Origin of the sequence: Pseudomonas sp. SORGH_AS_0211 (assembly GCF_031453455.1) — a bacterium.
GTDB classification, from domain to species: domain Bacteria; phylum Pseudomonadota; class Gammaproteobacteria; order Pseudomonadales; family Pseudomonadaceae; genus Chryseomonas; species Chryseomonas aestiva.
The window spans coordinates 4,004,149-4,021,189 of sequence record NZ_JAVIZV010000001.1 but is presented as its reverse complement, the minus strand read 5'-3'; the positions used below and the strand labels follow the sequence as shown (position 1 = coordinate 4,021,189).

At 62.5% G+C, this 17,041-nt stretch carries 15 protein-coding genes; 1 reads left to right on the top strand and 14 read right to left on the bottom strand.

Annotated elements, in window-relative coordinates; translation table 11 throughout:
• Window positions 1-7 precede the first annotated feature (7 nt).
• The 7 genes from QE393_RS18645 to QE393_RS18615 form a co-directional block, all read right to left on the bottom strand.
• Entirely contained in the window at window positions 8-748 is a 741-nt protein-coding gene (locus tag QE393_RS18645; protein ID WP_158889710.1) for a WecB/TagA/CpsF family glycosyltransferase, read from the bottom strand.
• Window positions 741-1,616, bottom strand: a complete 876-nt coding sequence (locus QE393_RS18640; protein WP_273806898.1) for a glycosyltransferase family 2 protein — start codon at window positions 1,614-1,616, stop codon at window positions 741-743. The genes QE393_RS18645 and QE393_RS18640 overlap by 8 nt, the downstream gene beginning before the upstream one ends.
• 201 nt (window positions 1,617-1,817) lie before the next feature.
• Window positions 1,818-4,034, bottom strand: coding sequence for a polysaccharide biosynthesis tyrosine autokinase (locus tag QE393_RS18635; protein ID WP_133860421.1), 2,217 nt, complete (start codon window positions 4,032-4,034; stop codon window positions 1,818-1,820).
• A 15-nt stretch (window positions 4,035-4,049) separates the two neighbouring features.
• Window positions 4,050-4,490, bottom strand: a complete 441-nt coding sequence (locus tag QE393_RS18630) for a low molecular weight protein-tyrosine-phosphatase (RefSeq protein WP_133860422.1) — start codon at window positions 4,488-4,490, stop codon at window positions 4,050-4,052.
• A gap of 154 nt (window positions 4,491-4,644) precedes the next feature.
• A complete protein-coding gene (locus QE393_RS18625; RefSeq protein ID WP_133860423.1) occupies window positions 4,645-6,054 on the bottom strand; it encodes an undecaprenyl-phosphate glucose phosphotransferase in 1,410 nt (469 codons plus the stop codon).
• A 470-nt stretch (window positions 6,055-6,524) separates the two neighbouring features.
• Complete coding sequence (locus QE393_RS18620) at window positions 6,525-6,737, bottom strand: hypothetical protein (protein WP_133860424.1); 213 nt, start codon at window positions 6,735-6,737, stop codon at window positions 6,525-6,527.
• A 138-nt stretch (window positions 6,738-6,875) separates the two neighbouring features.
• Entirely contained in the window at window positions 6,876-8,084 is a 1,209-nt protein-coding gene (locus tag QE393_RS18615) for a methyltransferase (RefSeq protein WP_273806897.1), read from the bottom strand.
• A gap of 288 nt (window positions 8,085-8,372) precedes the next feature.
• On the opposite strand from QE393_RS18615, the gene QE393_RS18610 reads away from it, so the two are divergent.
• Complete coding sequence (locus QE393_RS18610; protein ID WP_133860426.1) at window positions 8,373-9,236, top strand: oxaloacetate decarboxylase; 864 nt, start codon at window positions 8,373-8,375, stop codon at window positions 9,234-9,236.
• A 3-nt stretch (window positions 9,237-9,239) separates the two neighbouring features.
• Here QE393_RS18610 and QE393_RS18605 read toward each other — a convergent pair whose 3' ends face one another.
• From QE393_RS18605 to QE393_RS18575, 7 genes are read right to left on the bottom strand one after another with little or no spacing between them, the layout of a single operon-like run.
• Window positions 9,240-10,439 (bottom strand): glycosyltransferase family 4 protein, encoded by a 1,200-nt coding sequence (locus QE393_RS18605; RefSeq protein WP_273806896.1) that lies wholly within the window; start codon window positions 10,437-10,439, stop codon window positions 9,240-9,242.
• A 45-nt stretch (window positions 10,440-10,484) separates the two neighbouring features.
• The gene (locus QE393_RS18600; protein WP_273806895.1) at window positions 10,485-10,802 is read right to left on the bottom strand and encodes a hypothetical protein; all 318 of its coding nucleotides are present in this window, start codon (window positions 10,800-10,802) and stop codon (window positions 10,485-10,487) included.
• A gap of 37 nt (window positions 10,803-10,839) precedes the next feature.
• Complete coding sequence (locus QE393_RS18595; protein ID WP_133860429.1) at window positions 10,840-11,928, bottom strand: glycosyltransferase family 1 protein; 1,089 nt, start codon at window positions 11,926-11,928, stop codon at window positions 10,840-10,842.
• A 31-nt stretch (window positions 11,929-11,959) separates the two neighbouring features.
• Window positions 11,960-13,207 carry a glycosyltransferase family 4 protein gene (locus tag QE393_RS18590; protein ID WP_273806894.1) on the bottom strand — a complete coding sequence of 416 codons (1,248 nt, stop codon included), beginning with the start codon at window positions 13,205-13,207 and terminating at the stop codon, window positions 11,960-11,962.
• Complete coding sequence (locus QE393_RS18585; RefSeq protein WP_183631823.1) at window positions 13,204-14,202, bottom strand: glycosyltransferase; 999 nt, start codon at window positions 14,200-14,202, stop codon at window positions 13,204-13,206. The genes QE393_RS18590 and QE393_RS18585 overlap by 4 nt, the downstream gene beginning before the upstream one ends.
• A gap of 35 nt (window positions 14,203-14,237) precedes the next feature.
• Window positions 14,238-14,768, bottom strand: a complete 531-nt coding sequence (gene rfaH, locus QE393_RS18580; protein ID WP_273806893.1) for a transcription/translation regulatory transformer protein RfaH — start codon at window positions 14,766-14,768, stop codon at window positions 14,238-14,240.
• Between the two features lie 47 nt (window positions 14,769-14,815).
• On the bottom strand, window positions 14,816-17,029 hold the full coding sequence (locus QE393_RS18575; RefSeq protein ID WP_273806892.1) for a polysaccharide biosynthesis tyrosine autokinase: 2,214 nt from the start codon (window positions 17,027-17,029) through the stop codon (window positions 14,816-14,818).
• Window positions 17,030-17,041: the final 12 nt, after the last annotated feature.

The window sequence follows — 17,041 nt, the reverse complement described above, 5'->3', positions numbered from 1 at the left end:
CAGCCACTCAGGTGCGTCGACTGCTGCGTTCCTTGAGATAGATGGGCAGGATGCTCAGCGCATCGTGCACATAACGCTTGGCCAGCCGCTTGGGCTCCGAGCACAGCCGGTGCAGCCATTCCAGCCTGGCTTTCTGCATCCAGCGCGGTGCGCGCTTGACGGTGCCCACGGCGAACAGGATGGACGCGCCGATGCACAGGCCGACACCGGTACGCTTGCTGCTGTCGATCTGCCGCGCGAGCTTTTCCTGACGCGGCGCCCCTACGGCATAGAGGATGAATTCCGACGGATTCTGCATCACGAAGTCGACGCATTTCTGCGTCTCCAGCGGATCGTTGATGAAGCCCATCGGCGGATTGTAGTGCGCCAGCTGGATGTGCGGATACATCCGGCGCAGCTTGCCGACGTCGTTCTCGCTGGAGCCGATCAGCACCACCGACAGGCGCTCGTCGTTGGCCTTGCGCAGGATGCTCAGGGTCAGATCGCTGCCGGTGATGACCTCGGGCACGGCGACGCCCAGCGACTTGAGGATGGGCATCAGGATCCGGCTGTCGCAGATGCGCTTGCCGGCGCGCTGGTAGGACTCGCGCATGTCGGCATTGCTCTGCAGCTGCACGACATGGTCGATGTTCGGCGTGACGATGTAGCTGTAGGGCCGATGGATGTCCTGGCTGATCGAGTTCAGCAGCTCGTCCTTGGTACCGGTGAAGAAGTCGATACCAAAGGCTTGGGTGCGTAGGTTAGACATGCATCGTCGCTCCCTTGAAGGCGCCCTTGACGCCAGACCAGGCCAGTTTCGGATTCTTGAATTCCTTGAGCACGGTGATGCCGGACAGCAACACGGCGGAGACCAGTGCGTAGGGGGTACCGTGGAACTTGCGATTGAAACGCGTCGCCGCGCGGTTGCGGAAGTAGTGATAGAAGGCGCTACGTCCACCCGAGCTCATGGAGCCGTAATGATAGAGCTGGCTCTCGGGTGAAACCTTAAGGGCGACGCCCTTGCGCTTGGCCTGGTGCTGCCAGTCCACCTCTTCGGAGTACATGAAGTAGGCTTCGTCCATGAATCCGATCTCGGTCAGCAGGCTGGCGCAGAACGCCATGCTGCAGCCCATGATGTAATCGGGTTCACGGTCCAGCTTGGCGATCTCGCTGACCTCGATGTCCTTGCCCAGCAGCTTGGACTTGCCCAGCAGCGGATAGAGGATGCCGCCGCCATAGCACTCCAGGCGACCGGTCTGGGAGCTCAGGATCACCGAACCGACGATGGTCTTGGGCGCGCGCTGCAGTTCGGCCAGCAATGGCGCGAAGGCATCGTCCTTGACGTAGGCGTCGTTGTTGACGACCCAGAAATGCTTGACCGCCAGATTGTCCAGCGCCCAGCGCATGCCGTAGTTGTTGCCACCGGCATAGCCGTCGTTGCGCGGACTGGCGAGCACGGTGACCTGGCTCAGGCCGTTTTCGGCCTGCCAGCGTTGCAGGACGTCGATGGAGCCGTCCTGGGAATCATTGTCCACCACCACCGTGTGATCGATGGACGGGCAGTGCTTGAGGATGCTCTCCACACAACTGATGGTTTCGTTGGGGGCCTTGTAGTTGAGCACCATGACTACGTTCATTGGCGTGTTCCTATTCTTCAGAATCATCAATCCGGTACAGCGTCGAGATCCAAGGCTGCCAAGCGTGGCCGGGTTCAGAGGCGAACCCTTCGAAATCGCTGTGTGAGGTAGTTTCTTGTTCGATGCGCCTGTACGAATACTGCCGCGATCCCTGAAGGGATTGGCTGGACGGCGCTCAGGCCGTCCAGCCGGGGTCGTGCATCAGCTCTTGGCGTCCTGCTCGTAGGAGTAGTGGTAGTTGCCATAGGAGCCGTAGTTACTGGCCTTGCGTTCGACGGCGTTGAAGATCACGCCCTTGAGCGGAATGCCGTTGAGGTCGAAGCGGCGCTTGGTCGCCTCAAGCTCCTTGACACTGTTCACGCCGAAACGTGCGACGATCAGGCTGGTACCGGCGTGGCTGCCGATGATGCCGGCCTCGGTCACCGCCAGGATCGGCGGGGTGTCGATGATCACGATGTCGTACAGCTCGCTGAATTTCTTCAGCACGGTGGTGAAGCGCAAGCTCATCAGCAGTTCCGACGGATTCGGCGGGAACTGGCCGCAGGAGACGAAATCCAGGCTGCCGACTTCGGTCTTCTTGATGGCGTCGTTCAGGGCGATGCGGCCACTCAGCAGATCGGACAGGCCGTCCTGCTGCTTGGTGTTCATCAGCTTGTGCAGATAGCCCTTGCGCATGTCGCCGTCGATCAGCAGGACGCGCTGGCCGGACTCGGCGATCACCGCGGCCAGGTTCGAGGACACGAAGGACTTGCCGACGCCCGGGCTGGGACCGGAGATCATCAGGATGTTGTTCTTGGCCTCGATCATGGCGAAGTGCAGGCTGGTACGCAGGCTGCGCAGCGCCTCGGTGCTCAGATCGGTCGGATGGGTGATGGCGGTCAGCGAGGATTCGCCCGGCTGCTTGGTGCCCAGTACCTTGGTGGTGTCCGCCTGGTTCTTGCTGTAGGGGATCGAGGCGTAGACCGGCAGACCGATCTGCTCGATGGCTTCCGGGGTCTCGACACCGCGACGCAGGGTATGGCGGGTGTAGACGATGGCCAGGCCGACGATGCCGCCGAGGATGATGGCGACGGCGATGATCAGCGGCTTGTTGGGCGCGGACGGATCGTCGACGTTGGCGTTGGCGTTGTCGATGATGCGGACGCTACCCACGGTACCGGCGCGAATGACTTCCAGTTCCTGAGCCTTGTTCAGCATCAGCGCATAGGTCTGGCCGGTCACTTCGATGTCGCGGTTCAGACGCAGCAGTTCCTGCTGGGTTTCCGGCAGCACTTCGACGCGCTTCTGCAGCTTGGCGCGCTCGGCCTGGAGTTGGCCCAGCTGGCTCATCAGCGCCTGGTAGGCCGGGTGCTGGCGAGTGAACTTGCGATCCATCTCGGTGCGCTTCAGGTTCAGCTCGGAGATCTGGTTGTCCAGGGCAACGGTCTGTTCCAGGACACCCTTGGTCTCGCTGTCGATATCGACCGACTTCTTGTTGGTCTGGTAGTAGTTCAGCGCGGACTGAGCCTTTTCCAGGTCGGATTTCACGACCGGGATCTGGGCACGCAGGAATTCCAGACTCTGGGTGGACTCGGCGGCGTTGCGATCGATGTTCTGCTGAACGTAGATGTCCGCGACTTCCTGGACGATGGCCTGGGCCTTCAGCGGATCCGCGTCCTGCAGACCGACACCGATGATGCCCGACATCTTGCCGCGCTCACCGGCGACGATGCGGCCTTGGTATTCCTGGATGGTCTTGGAGAAACGCTTCTTCATGATGGTGAATTCGGTGCCGGGGCGAGCCTGCAGCGTAGTCACCTTGATCTGGTACCCGGCATTGCTCACCGGCTGGCCGAGGCCACCGTGCAGTACCACTTCGTCGTCGGCATTGAAGACGGTGAAGTTCTGGTTGTCCTCGACCTTCAGCTTCATCGGCTTGTCGAGATTGCTGTCCGGTACTTCCAGCTGGTCGATGACCAGCTTCTCGCCGCCCCAGGCAAAGCTGTTCAGGCCGAGCAGGGGAGAGGCGACGTCGGTTTCATTCTGCGGATCGAAACGACGTGCGACGAAGTTGCCGATCAGCGGGAAGTAGCGCGGCTTGACCTCGATATCCAGCTTGAGGTTCTCGATCGCCTTGCCGATCACGGAGCGCGACTTGAGCAGCTCGATCTCGGTCACCGCCTCGGGCATGGGCGGCGGCATGCCGGTGGACTGATCGGTCAGTCGGGTAACGCCCTTCTTCTCCATTTCGATCTGGATCATGGCGTTGGACGAATACATCGGCGTGGCCAGGATGGCATAGCCGATACCGAGCGCAGCGAAAATGCCGATTACCGACAAGAGTTGCCATTTGTAATCGATCAACATACCGAAGAGTGCGGAGAAGTTGATATCCGACTCATTCTTAACTTCGGGAGTAAAGCGAGGCATCGTGGTCATGAAATTCCTTCTTCCCTATTTGATGTATGGAAGCCAACTGTCTACACAGCGCGTCAAAAGTATTTGGACATTTTGAAACATCTCTTTAGAAAGGCGATAAGGGTCTGGTACTTCTTGATTGCTCAACCATTTCCCGATCAGAAAAACCTTACCCCTGACTTCAGGAGCAATACTTTCGACGGAGCGTGAGTGGAACTCTTCCATGGTCAAAATCAAATCCGCCTTGCGCAGCATCTCTGCATCCGCCTGGCGAGCTTTGTGGGTCGTGAAATCGATGCCGTTCTCCCGTAGTAGTACCTCCTGAGCGGTCTTCTCGATGCCGTGGCCGACCAGCGCCCTGATGCCGGCCGAGCCGACCTGGACGTCACGGCCTTCCAGGGCCTTGGCCAGTAGTGCTTCTGCGACCGGGCTACGGCAGATGTTCCCTTCGCATACAACCAATATCGACTTGATCATTCTTCAAAACCTTCCTGTTGTCCGGACAACAGGTATCGACGGCAGATAGCCCAGCAATCCCCTTGGGAGTTGCTCGCTGCCGATGTAATTAGAGTCAGGAGTCCAGGCTCCAGATCGTCGTGCTGAGCAGTGGGGCCAGCGGCCCCGGCCAGACTCAGTATGCGTTCTTATTGATGAAGCCTTTGAACAGCGTGAGGAAGATGATCTTGACGTCCCACCAGAAGGACCAATGGTGGATGTAGTCCAGATCGAACTCGACGCGTTTCTGCATCTTGTCCAGGGTGTCGGTCTCGCCGCGCCAGCCGTTGACCTGAGCCCAGCCGGTAATGCCGGGCTTCATCTTATGGCGGAGCATGTAGCCCTGCACCAGCTTGCGGTACTGCTCGTTGTGAGCGACGGCATGGGGGCGGGGACCGACGATGGACATTTCGCCGCGGAGTACATTAATGAATTGAGGCAATTCATCGAGAGACGTACGTCGTAAAAATGCACCAAACGGGGTGATCCGGGAGTCATTCTTGGTGGCCTGGGTGACCTTGGCGCCGTTTTCCATGACCTTCATGCTGCGGAATTTCCACACTTCGATCGGCTTGCCATCCATGCCGTAGCGCTTCTGCTTGAAGAAGATCGGACCGGGCGAGGTGATCTTGATGCCGATGGCGATGGCCAGCATGGGCAGGGAGATCATGGCGAGGATGATCGAAGCCAGCACGATGTCCTCGATACGTTTGACGATATGGCTGGCGCCATCCATCGGGGTATCGAAGATGCTGATGCTGGGCAGGCCGTCCAGGCTTTCGCTGCGGGCGTGCAGCAGGTGGAACATGAAGATGTCCGGGATGATGTACACCGAAGCCGTGGTGTCGCTCAGCTCCTGGACCAGCCAGTTGATCTTGCTCTGATCGGCCATGCCCAGGGTGATGTAGACCTTGTCGACCAGGCCGGAGCGGACGTCCTGCATGAGTTGGTCGAGGCCGCCATTCAGCGCCGGGCTGGGCACGCCTTCCTCACCGGTATCCTGGTTGTCGCTATAGAAGCCGGCAATGCGCAGGCCCATCCAGGGCGCCGTGCTGATGGTGTGCGCCAGGCGCTGGGCAACCATGCCGTTGCCGGCGATGGCGACATTGCGGGTATTGATGCCAGCCTTGCGCAGGGAATGCATGATCGAGCGCAGCAGCACGCGATAGCCGCACAGGGTGCCCAGCGTCAGACCCAGCCAGCCCTGCATCACGCCAGGCGTCAGATAGGACTGATCGAAGAAGAAGTAGTCCACCATGAACACGGTCGCGAAGGTCAGCACCCAGTAGGTGGCGATCTTGAGCAGTTCATCGGTGATGCGCTCGCCGCGCCAGGAACCATAGACGTGGTTCAGCTCGGTGAGGAAGTGGAAGATCAGCAAGGACAGGAAGATGACGACCCAATGCTCGGGACGCATGCCGGTGTCCGACGCCCAGGTGCCTGCCACGTAGGCGCTCAGCGTGATCACGGCGAGATCGAGCAGGCGGTGTGCGAGCGAGATTGCCGAGGAATTCGTATGCAAAATGCCGCGTTCTTTCAAATTCATGGTTCCATCCTTGTGCGTATACCGTGCACGAACTTTCAACTGGGCGAGGCAGCTACCAGCGTATGAAATGTTCACTATGGCGCTCTAGGACCGATGACTGACCACCGATCGCTAAATGCCATGATGGCTGTAGCGACGTTAGGACTCGGCACTGATTAAGAGGTTCACACGGTAGAAAGGCCGGACGACGCTGTCGAGTTGCCCCAAATCAGGGCAAATAGCACGCCAGTCGGTCTGCGACGGGGGGAGGGAAGTGAAGAAGGGCGGAGTGCGTCACAACGCGGGCGGACGGCTGGCACACTTCTCTCGCATCAGGGTGCGATGAGTGGCTTGCCCGGGCAGCGGGAGGGGGTAAAACGTTCCGTCGGACTTTAATGCGGGATGCGGAAGTTGTGAGCTGGTTCGCCAAACAATGAGACAGCCAGACCGGTCAGGTCGGGTGTAGGCCAGTCCCTGGCCTGAAACACGCCTCAATGGCGATGGTGGGACTGAAAACTCAGGGGGGAATTGACGGGGAGGCTGGAGATCTTGGAATGCCAGGCTGAGTTTCTCGTGTTGTCGTGCGAGAACAGCAGGAACGACCAGCTGACAAGGAGGGAGGCCACCGCAAGCCAGGGCAGCTGGGCTTGGGCGAAGACGAGGCAACCGGCAACGCCGGTCCAAACGGGCAGGTAGTAGCGCATTTTTGTTATTCCTGCTTTTTTTGCGAGATTGCAACCTAACTATTGTGCAGACTTTGTGAGAAGTCCATCACCAAAAGGTATTTTTTACACTCCTCCGCTCAGATTCCGACAAACGTGCAGGGTAGAGCGGCTGTAGGCCTATACCAAGCGGCGTTTTTCCGCGGTCAGCAGCAGGTTTCGCGGTGTCAGGCTGGCGGGACAGAAGGTCCCCAACCTCACACTGTAACCTTGCTCCTGTAGGAACAGCGCCTGGTCCAGCACCAGCCAGAGCTCCAGAGGACGCCGGAACAGACCGGGCAGCAGTTCGAGATTACGAACTTCTGCCAGCCGCTGGAAGCCCCGGTGTTCCCAGAGGGGCCAGTCGATCCCGGTGGGCAGCCGCAATCCCTTGCGCCGCGCCAGTTCCGCACCGAAGGCCGAGAAGGGCTGGCGCAGCCAGTGGCTGGGCAGCGGCGGCGTATTCAGATAGGTATCGCAGCCCCTGATCTCGCGCTGCAGGAGATCGAATCCCAGCCGGCGGGCCATGGACAGGTCTCTGTCCCGCCGCACCCGCTGCCCGCCGGTGACGGTTTCACAGAGGGCCAGGCGCAGGGCTTCCCGGTCCAGCCGCAGCGCCGAGGCCTTGGCCGGCACCGACAGCGGACCATATGCCGCAGCGGCGATGCGGTCATAGCAGCAGGGCGCCAGGGCCAGTTGCTGGCAGCCCCGTTCCGCGGCCACCCTGAGCAGCTGGACGTGCAGGTCGCCGCAGGCGTGCAGGGCGACGGGGGTGTCGCGACTGCCGAGCGGTGCTCCTGCCAGCGGCTGGAGCACATCGGCCTGATAATGGTGCACCAGGGTTCGAGCCCGGTGGCTGAGCCTTTCGCCCTCCTCGACGAGAGCCGCATCGACCTCCAGGCAGACGGCCGGCGCACCCTGATGGGTCAGGTGCCTGGCGAGGTGGCCCTTGCCCGCACACCAGTCGACCCAGCGCTGTACGGGTTGCTGAAAGTCCAGCGTGCGGGCGAAGGCTTCTATCTGCAGCCATTTGCGTCCGGGCACGTCGACTTCCTGCCTGCCAGGCCGATCGCGACCGGGCTGCGCCTGGCGCTCCTCGACCTGACCCAGCGCCAGCGAGGTGGCGGCCAGCGAGCGGAAGGGTTCAGGTGCTTCCAGCAGCTGGGGAGTATTATGGGCCGCCTCGGCCGCTTCCAGACTGCGGGCCCGCAGCCAGCGGGCCAGATCCGGATGGCTCGATTCCCAGGCCAGTTCGCGTTCGACGAAGGGTCTGGGCCGCCACAGGTGCTGATGCCGGGTCAGAAAGAGATCCAGGGCGGTGAAGCGGTCTAGCAAGTCGGCGGCAAGCATGATGGCATTAGGCAATGACGGGATTGGCAGGAAGGCAGGGCCTGGCCACTATTGTCACTTCGCCCAGGCAGACTTGGGTATCGAAATTTCCGGCGCCCGGCTGCGCCAGCTGAGCCTTGCTCGACGACATTCGGACCCTGGCTTCCGGTAGCTGAAGCGCGCGAGGCCGAGCGGTGACCGTGAGTCAGCTTGATGAATCGATTTATCTCAAAGCCGGACATCTGGTCGTGTCACCACTACTTGTCGCGCTAACATTGTCTGTTCGGTATATCCCAGAAGGAAAATCCTATGAAGCCAACCTCCCCGCACAAGCTGCGTCTAGCGTTCAGATCCCTGCTGAAATCGGACAGTTGCTACCACACGGCGTCCGTCTTCGATCCCATGTCGGCGCGCATCGCCAATGATCTCGGTTTCGAAATGGGCATCCTTGGCGGGTCGGTGGCTTCCCTGCAGGTGCTGGCCGCGCCGGACTTCGCCCTGATCACCCTGAGCGAGTTCGTCGAGCAGGCCACGCGCATCGGTCGGGTCGCCCGGCTGCCCATCATCGCCGACGCCGATCATGGCTACGGCAATGCGCTGAACGTGATGCGCACCATCACCGAGCTCGAACGCGCCGGGGTGGCTGCCCTGACCATCGAGGACACCGTGCTGCCGGCCGGCTATGGCCGCAAGTCCACCGACCTGGTGAGCGTCGAGGAAGGCATCGGCAAGATCAAGGGCGCGCTGGAAGCCCGTATCGACGAAGCCCTGAGCATCTTTGCCCGGACCAATGCCACCGAATTGAGCACCGCGGAAGTCATCTCCCGCACCAAGGCCTACGAGGCCGCAGGCGCGGACGGTATCTGCATGGTCGGCATTCGCGATTTCGCGCACCTGGAAGAGATCACCCAGCACCTGAGCGTGCCGGTGATGCTGGTGACCTACGGCAATCCCCAGTTGCGTGACAACGCCCGCCTGGCCAAGGCCGGGGTGCGGGTCGTGGTGAACGGCCATGCCGCCTACTTCGCGGCGATCAAGGCGACCTATGATTGCCTCAGGGAGCAGCGCGACATCACCGCGTCCGACCTGTCCGCATCGGAACTCTCCACCAAGTACTCGACACTGCAGGAGTATCGAGTCTGGGCGCGGGAATTCATGGACGTGAAGGAGTAACCATCAGGCCGTGCTCAGCGAACTCGGCTGCAGGCCCTTGCTGGGAAAGGGCGTCACGATGTCCAGATCCAGGTCGGCGGGCAGGTGCAGGGCGGCGACCCGGGCTTCGACGAAGGCGCGCATTTCCTGACGGAAGCGCTTGGTGGCGAAGCGCTCGGCATTCTGCCGGCACGCCTGCTGGCTGATCGGTGTTTCCAGGGCCTCGAACTGGCGCACGGCGGCGCATAGCGAGGCAGCGGTCTGCTCCGGATAGAAGACGCCGGTCGGCTGTTGCGTATCCAGGCCGCGCACGGTTTCCAGGACGCCACCCCGGCCATAGGCGATGACGGGGGTACCGCAGGCCTGGGCTTCGATGGGGGTGATGCCGAAATCTTCCTCGGCGGCAAAGACGAAGGCCCGCGCCCGGCGCATGTGATCCAGCAGGCAGTCGAAATCCTGGTAGCCCAGCATGGTGACGTTGGGGCCGGCGACTTCCTTGGCCTTCTCGAATTCGGGGCCGGCGCCGATCACCACCAGCTTCTTGTCGGGCATCGAGCTGAAGGCTTCGACGATCATGGGCATGCGCTTGTAGGGCACCATGCGCGAGGCCGTGAGATAGAAGTCCTCCTTGCCGCCGCTGGGCGTGAAGCGACTGATGTCGACCGGCGGATAGATGACCTTGGCTTCGCGGCGATAGGCCTTGCTGATGCGCCGGGCGATGAAGTGGGAGTTGGCGACGAAGGCGTCCACGCCAGCGGCGGTGCGCTGATCCCAGATGCGGACGTAGTGCAGGATGACGCGCGCCAGCTTGCCCTTGAGGCCGCGGTCGAGACCGGCTTCCTTGAGGTACTGGTGCTGCAGGTCCCAGGCGTAGCGGATGGGCGAGTGGACGTAGCTGATGTGCAGCTGGTCCGGACCGGTCAGGACGCCCTTGGCCACCGCATGGCTGCTGGAGATGATCAGGTCGTAGCCGGACAGGTCGAGTTGCTCGATGGCGTGCGGCATCAGCGGCAGGTAGGTCTGATAGCGCTTCTTGGCCTGGGGCAGGCGCTGGATGAAGGTGGTGGTCGCCTGCTTGCCCTGCAATTGCGCCCGATCCTCGTCCGAAAGGAAGTCGATCACGCTGAACAGGTCCGCCTCCGGCCAGATGTCGAGCAGTTCGGCAAGCACGCGTTCGGCGCCAGCAAAGGTTACCAACCAATCGTGAACGATGGCGATTTTCATGTCGTCTTCCTTAAGCGTGAAATGAAATCAAGTGCTGGTGCTGATTCATGGAGTGCGGGTCTTTCTGGTCACTGCATATCCCCAGGGCAGCCGGGTGATCTCGATGCTGTCCGAAGGGCTGTCGAGCTCGTGCAACTTGATGGTTGGGCTTTGTGCAAAGACGGTGTCTGTTGCAGGCGTTTCGCAAGCAGCGGCGTTATCCGGACATTCCGCGGTCGCTGCCGCGATGTCGTCCGAGCCGCCTTGCAGTAGGTGGCATTCAGCGACCTGAAGGACGCGCCCGGACGTTCTCGTGTCGTTGTCGAGCGTCAGGGGTACCGAGGAGCGGCTCTGGCCTGCCATGGCGTTGCTTGTCTCTTCCATGAGTTCTTGATCGCTGAATTATTGTTCTGTGGTCGTTTCAGGCGGCCCTGGCCGTGGTCTTCGAGGAGCTCGCCAGGGCGCTGTCCAGCAGGTCGGAGACCTTGCTGGCCGAGGTCTGCCAGTTGAAGCGCTGGATGTTGGCCAGGCCCTTGGCGCGGAGCGCCTCCCTGAGCGGTGCGTCCTGCAGGATGGTGCGCATCGCCTGGGTGATGCTGGCCGTCTCGTAGGGGTCGAAATAGAGGACGCTGTCCTGCAGCACTTCCGGCATGGAGGCGGTATTGGCCGAGATCACCGGGCAGCCGCAGGCCTGGGCTTCGAGGGGCGGGATGCCGAACCCCTCGTAGAGCGACGGAAAGACGAAGGCGGTGGCCTGGCGATACTGGCGCGCCAGTTCGGCATCGTCGATGCGGCCGAGCAGCTTGACCCGCGGATCCCTGGCGGCCAGGGTCGCCAGATCGCTCTGGCCGAACACGGCGTGGCTGTCGCCGACGATACGCAATTCGACCTTGAGGTCCCGCGGCAGGGCGGCGAAGGCTTCCAGCATCCGCGAGAAGTTCTTGTGGTAGCTGGGCGAGGACACCGCCAGCAGATAGGGGGTATCGGCGCTGTCGATTCGCGGCGCCAGGGTGAAGGCGTCGGCGACGGCATTGGGTACGACCGTGATCGAGTCGCTCGGGTAGCGATAGAAGCGCGAGATCTCGTCCCGGGAGAATTCACTCACGGTGATCAGGGCATTCGAGCGCTTGAGCAGCATGGGGATCAGGCAGCGGTACGAGGTGCGGAATTTCCACGAGTAACTCTCTGGAAAGCGCACGTAGTTGATGTCGTGGTGGGTGGCGATCTGGTTGGTATAGAGCAGCGGCGCCGTGCTGCACAGCGACAGCAGCAGGGGGCTGCCCTGGCTCTTCAGCCAGTTCGGCAGGTCCCATTGCTCCCAGCGCTGGCCCTGGCGGGTGCCGATGATCTCGATGTTCAGCCGCTTGGCCACGTCGGGCCTGACGACGCCGGGCGGCGCGACGAAGCGCAGGTCGGATCGCAGCTTCGCCAGCTCCAGCGAGATGCATTCCGCGAAGCGCTGGACGCCGCGAAGATCCTGGGTGATGAAGCGGGAATTGACGATGATCATGATTCTGCCCGTTGCCGTGACCTGGGGTGGATCAGTTGGAAAGCTGTGTGTGAGGTACGTGAAGCGGCTTGGTGGAGCCGTGTTGCGCCTTGCCCAGGACGTCCTCGAAGAGCGTCAGGTACTGGTCAAGCATGGTGTCCATGCTCAGCAGATCGGCCACCGCGGTGCGACTCAGCAAACTCAGCCGCTGGCGCAGCTCGGCATCGTCATGCAGGCACTGCAGGGCGCGGCCCAGGGAGTCGCGGTCGTCGGGATTGCAGAGCAGGCCGTTGACCCCATCGCGGACGATCTCCGGCAGGCCGCCCATGCGGCTGGCGATGACCGGTTTGCGGAAGGCGCAGGCCTCGACGGCGACCATGCCGAAGGGCTCGGCCCACAGCGACGGCGCGACGAAGACGTCGATGCTCCGATAGAAGGCCTCGGGCTTCTGATAGCCGACGAAGCTGACCTTTTGCGGATCGGCCATTGCCTTGAGCTGGGTTTCGTAATCCAGCTGGCCCTTGCCGGCGATGGTCAGGGTCGCGTTGAGCGACAGCCGCTGGAACTGCTCGATCAGCCAGCCCACGCCCTTGTTCTCCGACAGGGTGCCCATGTAGCCGAAGCGGACGACGCCGTCCGGACTAGGGGTCGCGGTCTCGGCATTGCTGCCGGCGATCAGGCTGGCGTTATGGATCACCTGGCGTGGAACGCCGCCGAAGTAGCCCTTGTTGACGATGGTATCCAGCAGGTAGCGACTGACGCCGACGACGGCATCCACCTTGGCGGACTGCTCGGCGTGGGGCCGGCGCAGGGCCGCGCAGCTGCCACAGAGTTTCTGGCAGCTCTGGCCCTTCTTGAACAGGGTGTTCTTCGGGCACAGCAGGTACATGTCGTGCAGCACCTGCACGATGGGAACGCCGCTGGCGCGGATCTCGTCCCAGGCCGCGACCGACCAGCCGGACAGGTTGTGGCACACCACCAGGTCCGGCTTTTCCTGTTGCAGCACCTGGCGCAGGGGCGCTCGCATCGCGCTGTTGTACTGGTCGCGAAAGTGCCAGCCGAAGCGCGCCAGCGGACCGGGGCGCTGCTGGGTCAGGGGCCAGTAGAAATTCTTCAGCCCGGCGCGATAGACGCGAACGTCGTTCACCGTCTCCTGCCGCACACCCTGCTCGGGACCGGTCACCAGCACGGCCACGTCGTGACCGCGCTGCTGGAAGCCTTCCACGCTGCGTTGCAGGATGAGCTCCGCGCCACCGCCCACATGGGGCGGATAGAAGCTGTTGAGAAAGAGCAGTTTCATAGCGGATAGCTGCGGTTTATCCCCAGCGCGCCGGTTTCGCCGTCCTGGACCGCCTGCCGGATCAGCGCCAGGCGCTGACGGCTCTTGTCGTCACGGGCGAACAGCTTGAGCAGGGTGTGGAAGACGTAGCGGTTGAGGCTGTACATCGGCCGCGAGCTGGCCCAGACGTTCTTGTCGAACCAGGCCTGGTTGCGCGCGGCGTAGTAGGCACGGAAGTCCGAGCCGGCCTGCAGGTAGTTCTGGTAGACGTTGCTGGTGCCTTCCTTGATGTTCCAGGAGTGCTCCAGTTCTTCGAGCTCCGCCTCGGTGACCATGAACAGCTTTCCGCCGGCCTGGGTGATGCGGTAGGTGTACTCGGTGTCGTCGGAGTAGAGCACCAGCTCGCGCAGGGGCAGGCCGATGCGCTCATAGAGGCTGCGGTGGGCGAGCATGCCGCCATAGGGGGCGAAGGGCAGCTCGACCAGGGCTTCCGGCTGGCCACCGCGCGGACGGCCCCAGGGCAGGCGGCGCCAGATCTTGTAGGGGATGCGGGCCACGTGAAAGCCGAAGTAGCTCGAACGCGGCTGGGTGATCATCCGCGTCGGGATGCACTGGGCGATGTCGGCCTGCTGGGTCGGCCGGTAGCCGAGCACGGCGACCTTGTCGCGACCGTGGACGGCGCCGAGTTCGTCGAGGCGACGGTGCAGCACGTCGAGGGCATCGCCCAGGGGTGCGTTGTCGTCGTCCATCATCCAGATATGGGTGGTATCGGTGGCCAGGGCCGCTTCCAGGGCCACGGCGTAACCGTTGGCGGAACCGGTGTTCTCGCTCAGGGCGATCACCTTGACCTGACCGGGCCAGCGGGTCTCGAGGCTATCCAGCGACACCGTCGCCGCATTGCTCACCACGACGACCTGGTGAATGGTGCGTTCGGCCAGGGCGCGGGTGACCAGCTGCTCCAGATAGCCGAGGCGATTGCCGTAGGTGACGGTAACGACCGTGGTCTTGCATTGCATGAACAGATTCCTCCAAAGGGCCTTACAGTTCTTGGTCAGGCGCGCAGCCGCTGGTTGACGGTGGCGACTGCCGACAGTTGATCAAGAGCGACGCTGACCCGTTGTTCGCGTTGCAGGATGCGCAGCAGGATGATGGCCCGTTCGTTGCCATCGGCACTCAGGAACACGGCGTCCATTTCCAGCTCCTGGCTGTACTGGACCCGCACGGTCTCACCGGGCTGATGGCTGGGTGCAGGCTCCGCCAGCGCGGCGAGGCGCTGGCGGATGTCGTCGATGATGCCTTCGCTCACGGCCGTCGGCTGGGTGCCGAAACTGACGATCCGATTGACGCCGCGCGTCGAGCGGATGGGGTACCAGTTGTCGTTCACGTCGTTGAGCTGAATGAACAGGTACCCCGGGAACAGCGACTCGCTGCCGCTCGCGCGACTTCTGCCGGTGGCCTTGCGCTCGCGCTGGGGCCGGAAGCAGACGTAACCCTGTCTGCTCAGGTTTTCTTCGGCGCGGACTTCCTGGTTGGGCTTGGTCTGCACCAGATACCAGTGACCGGCGGGATGGGCGAGCGTCATGGGCGAGTTCCTTCTCTAGGGGCAGTCAGGCGCGGCGGAGCGGCGTATCAGGTACGGGGGCCGTATTCGTAGTAGCCGTAGACGCCATCGTCTTCCATGGACGTCGAGGCCTTGCGCTGCACGCCGTTGAGGATGGCGCCCTTGATGGTGATGCCGTTCTGGGCGAAGCGACGACGGGAGTTCTCCACCGCCTTGAGGGTGCTCTGACCGAAACGGGTGACCAGCAGCGTGGTGCCGGCGAGGCGACCCACCAGGGCGGCATCGGTTACCGCCAGGATCGGCGGGGTATCGATGATCACCAGGTCGTAGAGGCTGCCCACTTCGTCCAGCAGACGGGAGAAGTTGGCGTGCATCAGCAGCTCCGAGGGATTCGGCGCGGCCTGGCCACAGCTGATGATGTCCAGTTGGGCGATACCGCTCGGCACGATGGTTTCACGCAGCTTGCTGCGACCGGTCAGCAGCTCGGACAGGCCGGCTTGCGGTTGCAGGCCGAACACGCGGTGCAGATAGCCCTTGCGCATGTCGGCGTCGATCAGCAGCACGCGCTGACCCGATTGGGCGACCACGGTGGCGAGGTTGCTGGAAACGAAGGATTTGCCGACGCCCGGGGTCGGGCTGGAAATCATGATCACCCGGTTCTTGGCTTCCAGCATGGCGAAGTGCAGGCTGGATCTCAGGCTGCGCAGGGATTCCACCGCCAGGTTGGCCGGTTGCACCACGCTCAGCAGGTTGGGTTCGCCGGTACGGGTCTTCTTCTTCAGGCGACGGTTCAGGCGCTCCTGATCCTTGGTGAAGGGCAGGGTGGAATAGACCGGCAGGCCGATCTGCTCGACGGTGTCGGGATTCTCGATGCCCTTCTGGAAGGCCTGGCGGACGAACACCACCACCACGGAGGTGACCAGACCCAGCAGCAGCGACAGGATCAGCGCGATCTTGCGATTGGTGGCCGGCTCGTCGAGGTTGACGTCGGCGTTGTCGACCAGACGCACGTTGCCGATGGTGCCGGCGCGGATGATGTCCTGTTCCTGGGCCTGGTTGAGCAGCAGCTGATAGGTCTGGTTGGTGACCTTCATGTCGCGGTTCAGGCGCAGCAGTTCCTGCTGGGTGCTGGGCAGGGCTTCCACCTTGCGCTGCAGACTGCGTTTTTCCACTTCCAGCTGGGCGAGCTGGTTCAGCAGGGTCTTGTAGCTGGGGTGATCGCGGGTATAGAGGCGATCGTATTCGGCCTGCTTGAGCTTGAGCTGGGAGATGTTGGTGTCGAGGGTGACGATCTTGTCCAGGACGGCCTTGGTTTCCAGGCTGATGTCCACGGAGCGGCTGTTGGTCTGATAGCTGTTCAGGGCCGCTTCGGCGCTTTCCAGGTCCTTGCGCACCGCCGGCAGCTGGCCGCGCAGGAAGTCCAGGCGCTGGGCGGCTTCCGCCGAGCTGCGCTCGACGTTCTGCATGACGTACAGGCGGCTGATCTCGGACAGGACGCTCTTGGCCAGGTCGGGATTCTCGTCCGCCAGGGACAGGTAGATGATCCCCGACTCCTTGCCGGCTTCGCTGGTCTTGATGCGATTCTGATAGAGCTGCGCGGTGGTGATGACGCGATTGCGGGTCACCTTGAATTCGGTACCGGGGCGCGCGGTCAGGGTCTTGATCTGCATGCGATAGCCGTTACCGGTGGCCATCTGGCCGACCTGGCCGTCGAGCAGGGGCTGCTTGTCCTTGTCCAGCAGGCGATAGCGACCGTTGCTGCCGGCGACCACCGTCAGGGTCTCGCCGTACATGTCGTCCGGGACGTCGAACTGGAAGACGTCGATCTGCTCGCCGCCCCAGGCGAAGCCGCGCAGTTGCGGCCAGCTGTCCGCCAGCTGACCTGGCTTCTCGGCTTCGTAGTGGCGCCACAGGTAGTGGCCGATCAGCGGGAAGAAGCGCGGCTTGGCCTCGATGTCCAGGCGCAGATTCTCCACGGTCTTGGTCAGCACCGCGCGCGACTTCAGCAGCTCGATCTCGGCCACGGCCGGCGAGGCCGAATTGGGTCGCACCACGGTCTCGGCGACCGCCGTGAGCGCATTCTTCTTGGGTTCGATCTGGATCATCGCCCCGGCGACGTACTGCGGGGTGGACAGCACGGCGTAGGTGATGCCCACGGCCAGAAAGCCCGCGGTGATGCCCGCGATCAGCTTCTTGTGGTCAAGAAGCGTGAGGGCCATCGTCTTGAGATCCAGATGTTGTTCTTCGTGTTGTTCGAACGAAGAGCGCTGCATGACGGTCATTGGGGTCCCTTC

Coding starts and splice junctions, on each gene's coding strand:
- QE393_RS18645 (WP_158889710.1), bottom strand. CDS start 748: ATGTCTAACCTACGCACCCAAGCCTTTGGTATCGACTTCTTCACCGGT.
- QE393_RS18640 (WP_273806898.1), bottom strand. CDS start 1,616: ATGAACGTAGTCATGGTGCTCAACTACAAGGCCCCCAACGAAACCATC.
- QE393_RS18635 (WP_133860421.1), bottom strand. CDS start 4,034: ATGACCACGATGCCTCGCTTTACTCCCGAAGTTAAGAATGAGTCGGAT.
- QE393_RS18630 (WP_133860422.1), bottom strand. CDS start 4,490: ATGATCAAGTCGATATTGGTTGTATGCGAAGGGAACATCTGCCGTAGC.
- QE393_RS18625 (WP_133860423.1), bottom strand. CDS start 6,054: ATGAATTTGAAAGAACGCGGCATTTTGCATACGAATTCCTCGGCAATC.
- QE393_RS18620 (WP_133860424.1), bottom strand. CDS start 6,737: ATGCGCTACTACCTGCCCGTTTGGACCGGCGTTGCCGGTTGCCTCGTC.
- QE393_RS18615 (WP_273806897.1), bottom strand. CDS start 8,084: ATGCTTGCCGCCGACTTGCTAGACCGCTTCACCGCCCTGGATCTCTTT.
- QE393_RS18610 (WP_133860426.1), top strand. CDS start 8,373: ATGAAGCCAACCTCCCCGCACAAGCTGCGTCTAGCGTTCAGATCCCTG.
- QE393_RS18605 (WP_273806896.1), bottom strand. CDS start 10,439: ATGAAAATCGCCATCGTTCACGATTGGTTGGTAACCTTTGCTGGCGCC.
- QE393_RS18600 (WP_273806895.1), bottom strand. CDS start 10,802: ATGGAAGAGACAAGCAACGCCATGGCAGGCCAGAGCCGCTCCTCGGTA.
- QE393_RS18595 (WP_133860429.1), bottom strand. CDS start 11,928: ATGATCATCGTCAATTCCCGCTTCATCACCCAGGATCTTCGCGGCGTC.
- QE393_RS18590 (WP_273806894.1), bottom strand. CDS start 13,207: ATGAAACTGCTCTTTCTCAACAGCTTCTATCCGCCCCATGTGGGCGGT.
- QE393_RS18585 (WP_183631823.1), bottom strand. CDS start 14,202: ATGCAATGCAAGACCACGGTCGTTACCGTCACCTACGGCAATCGCCTC.
- rfaH (WP_273806893.1), bottom strand. CDS start 14,768: ATGACGCTCGCCCATCCCGCCGGTCACTGGTATCTGGTGCAGACCAAG.
- QE393_RS18575 (WP_273806892.1), bottom strand. CDS start 17,029: ATGACCGTCATGCAGCGCTCTTCGTTCGAACAACACGAAGAACAACAT.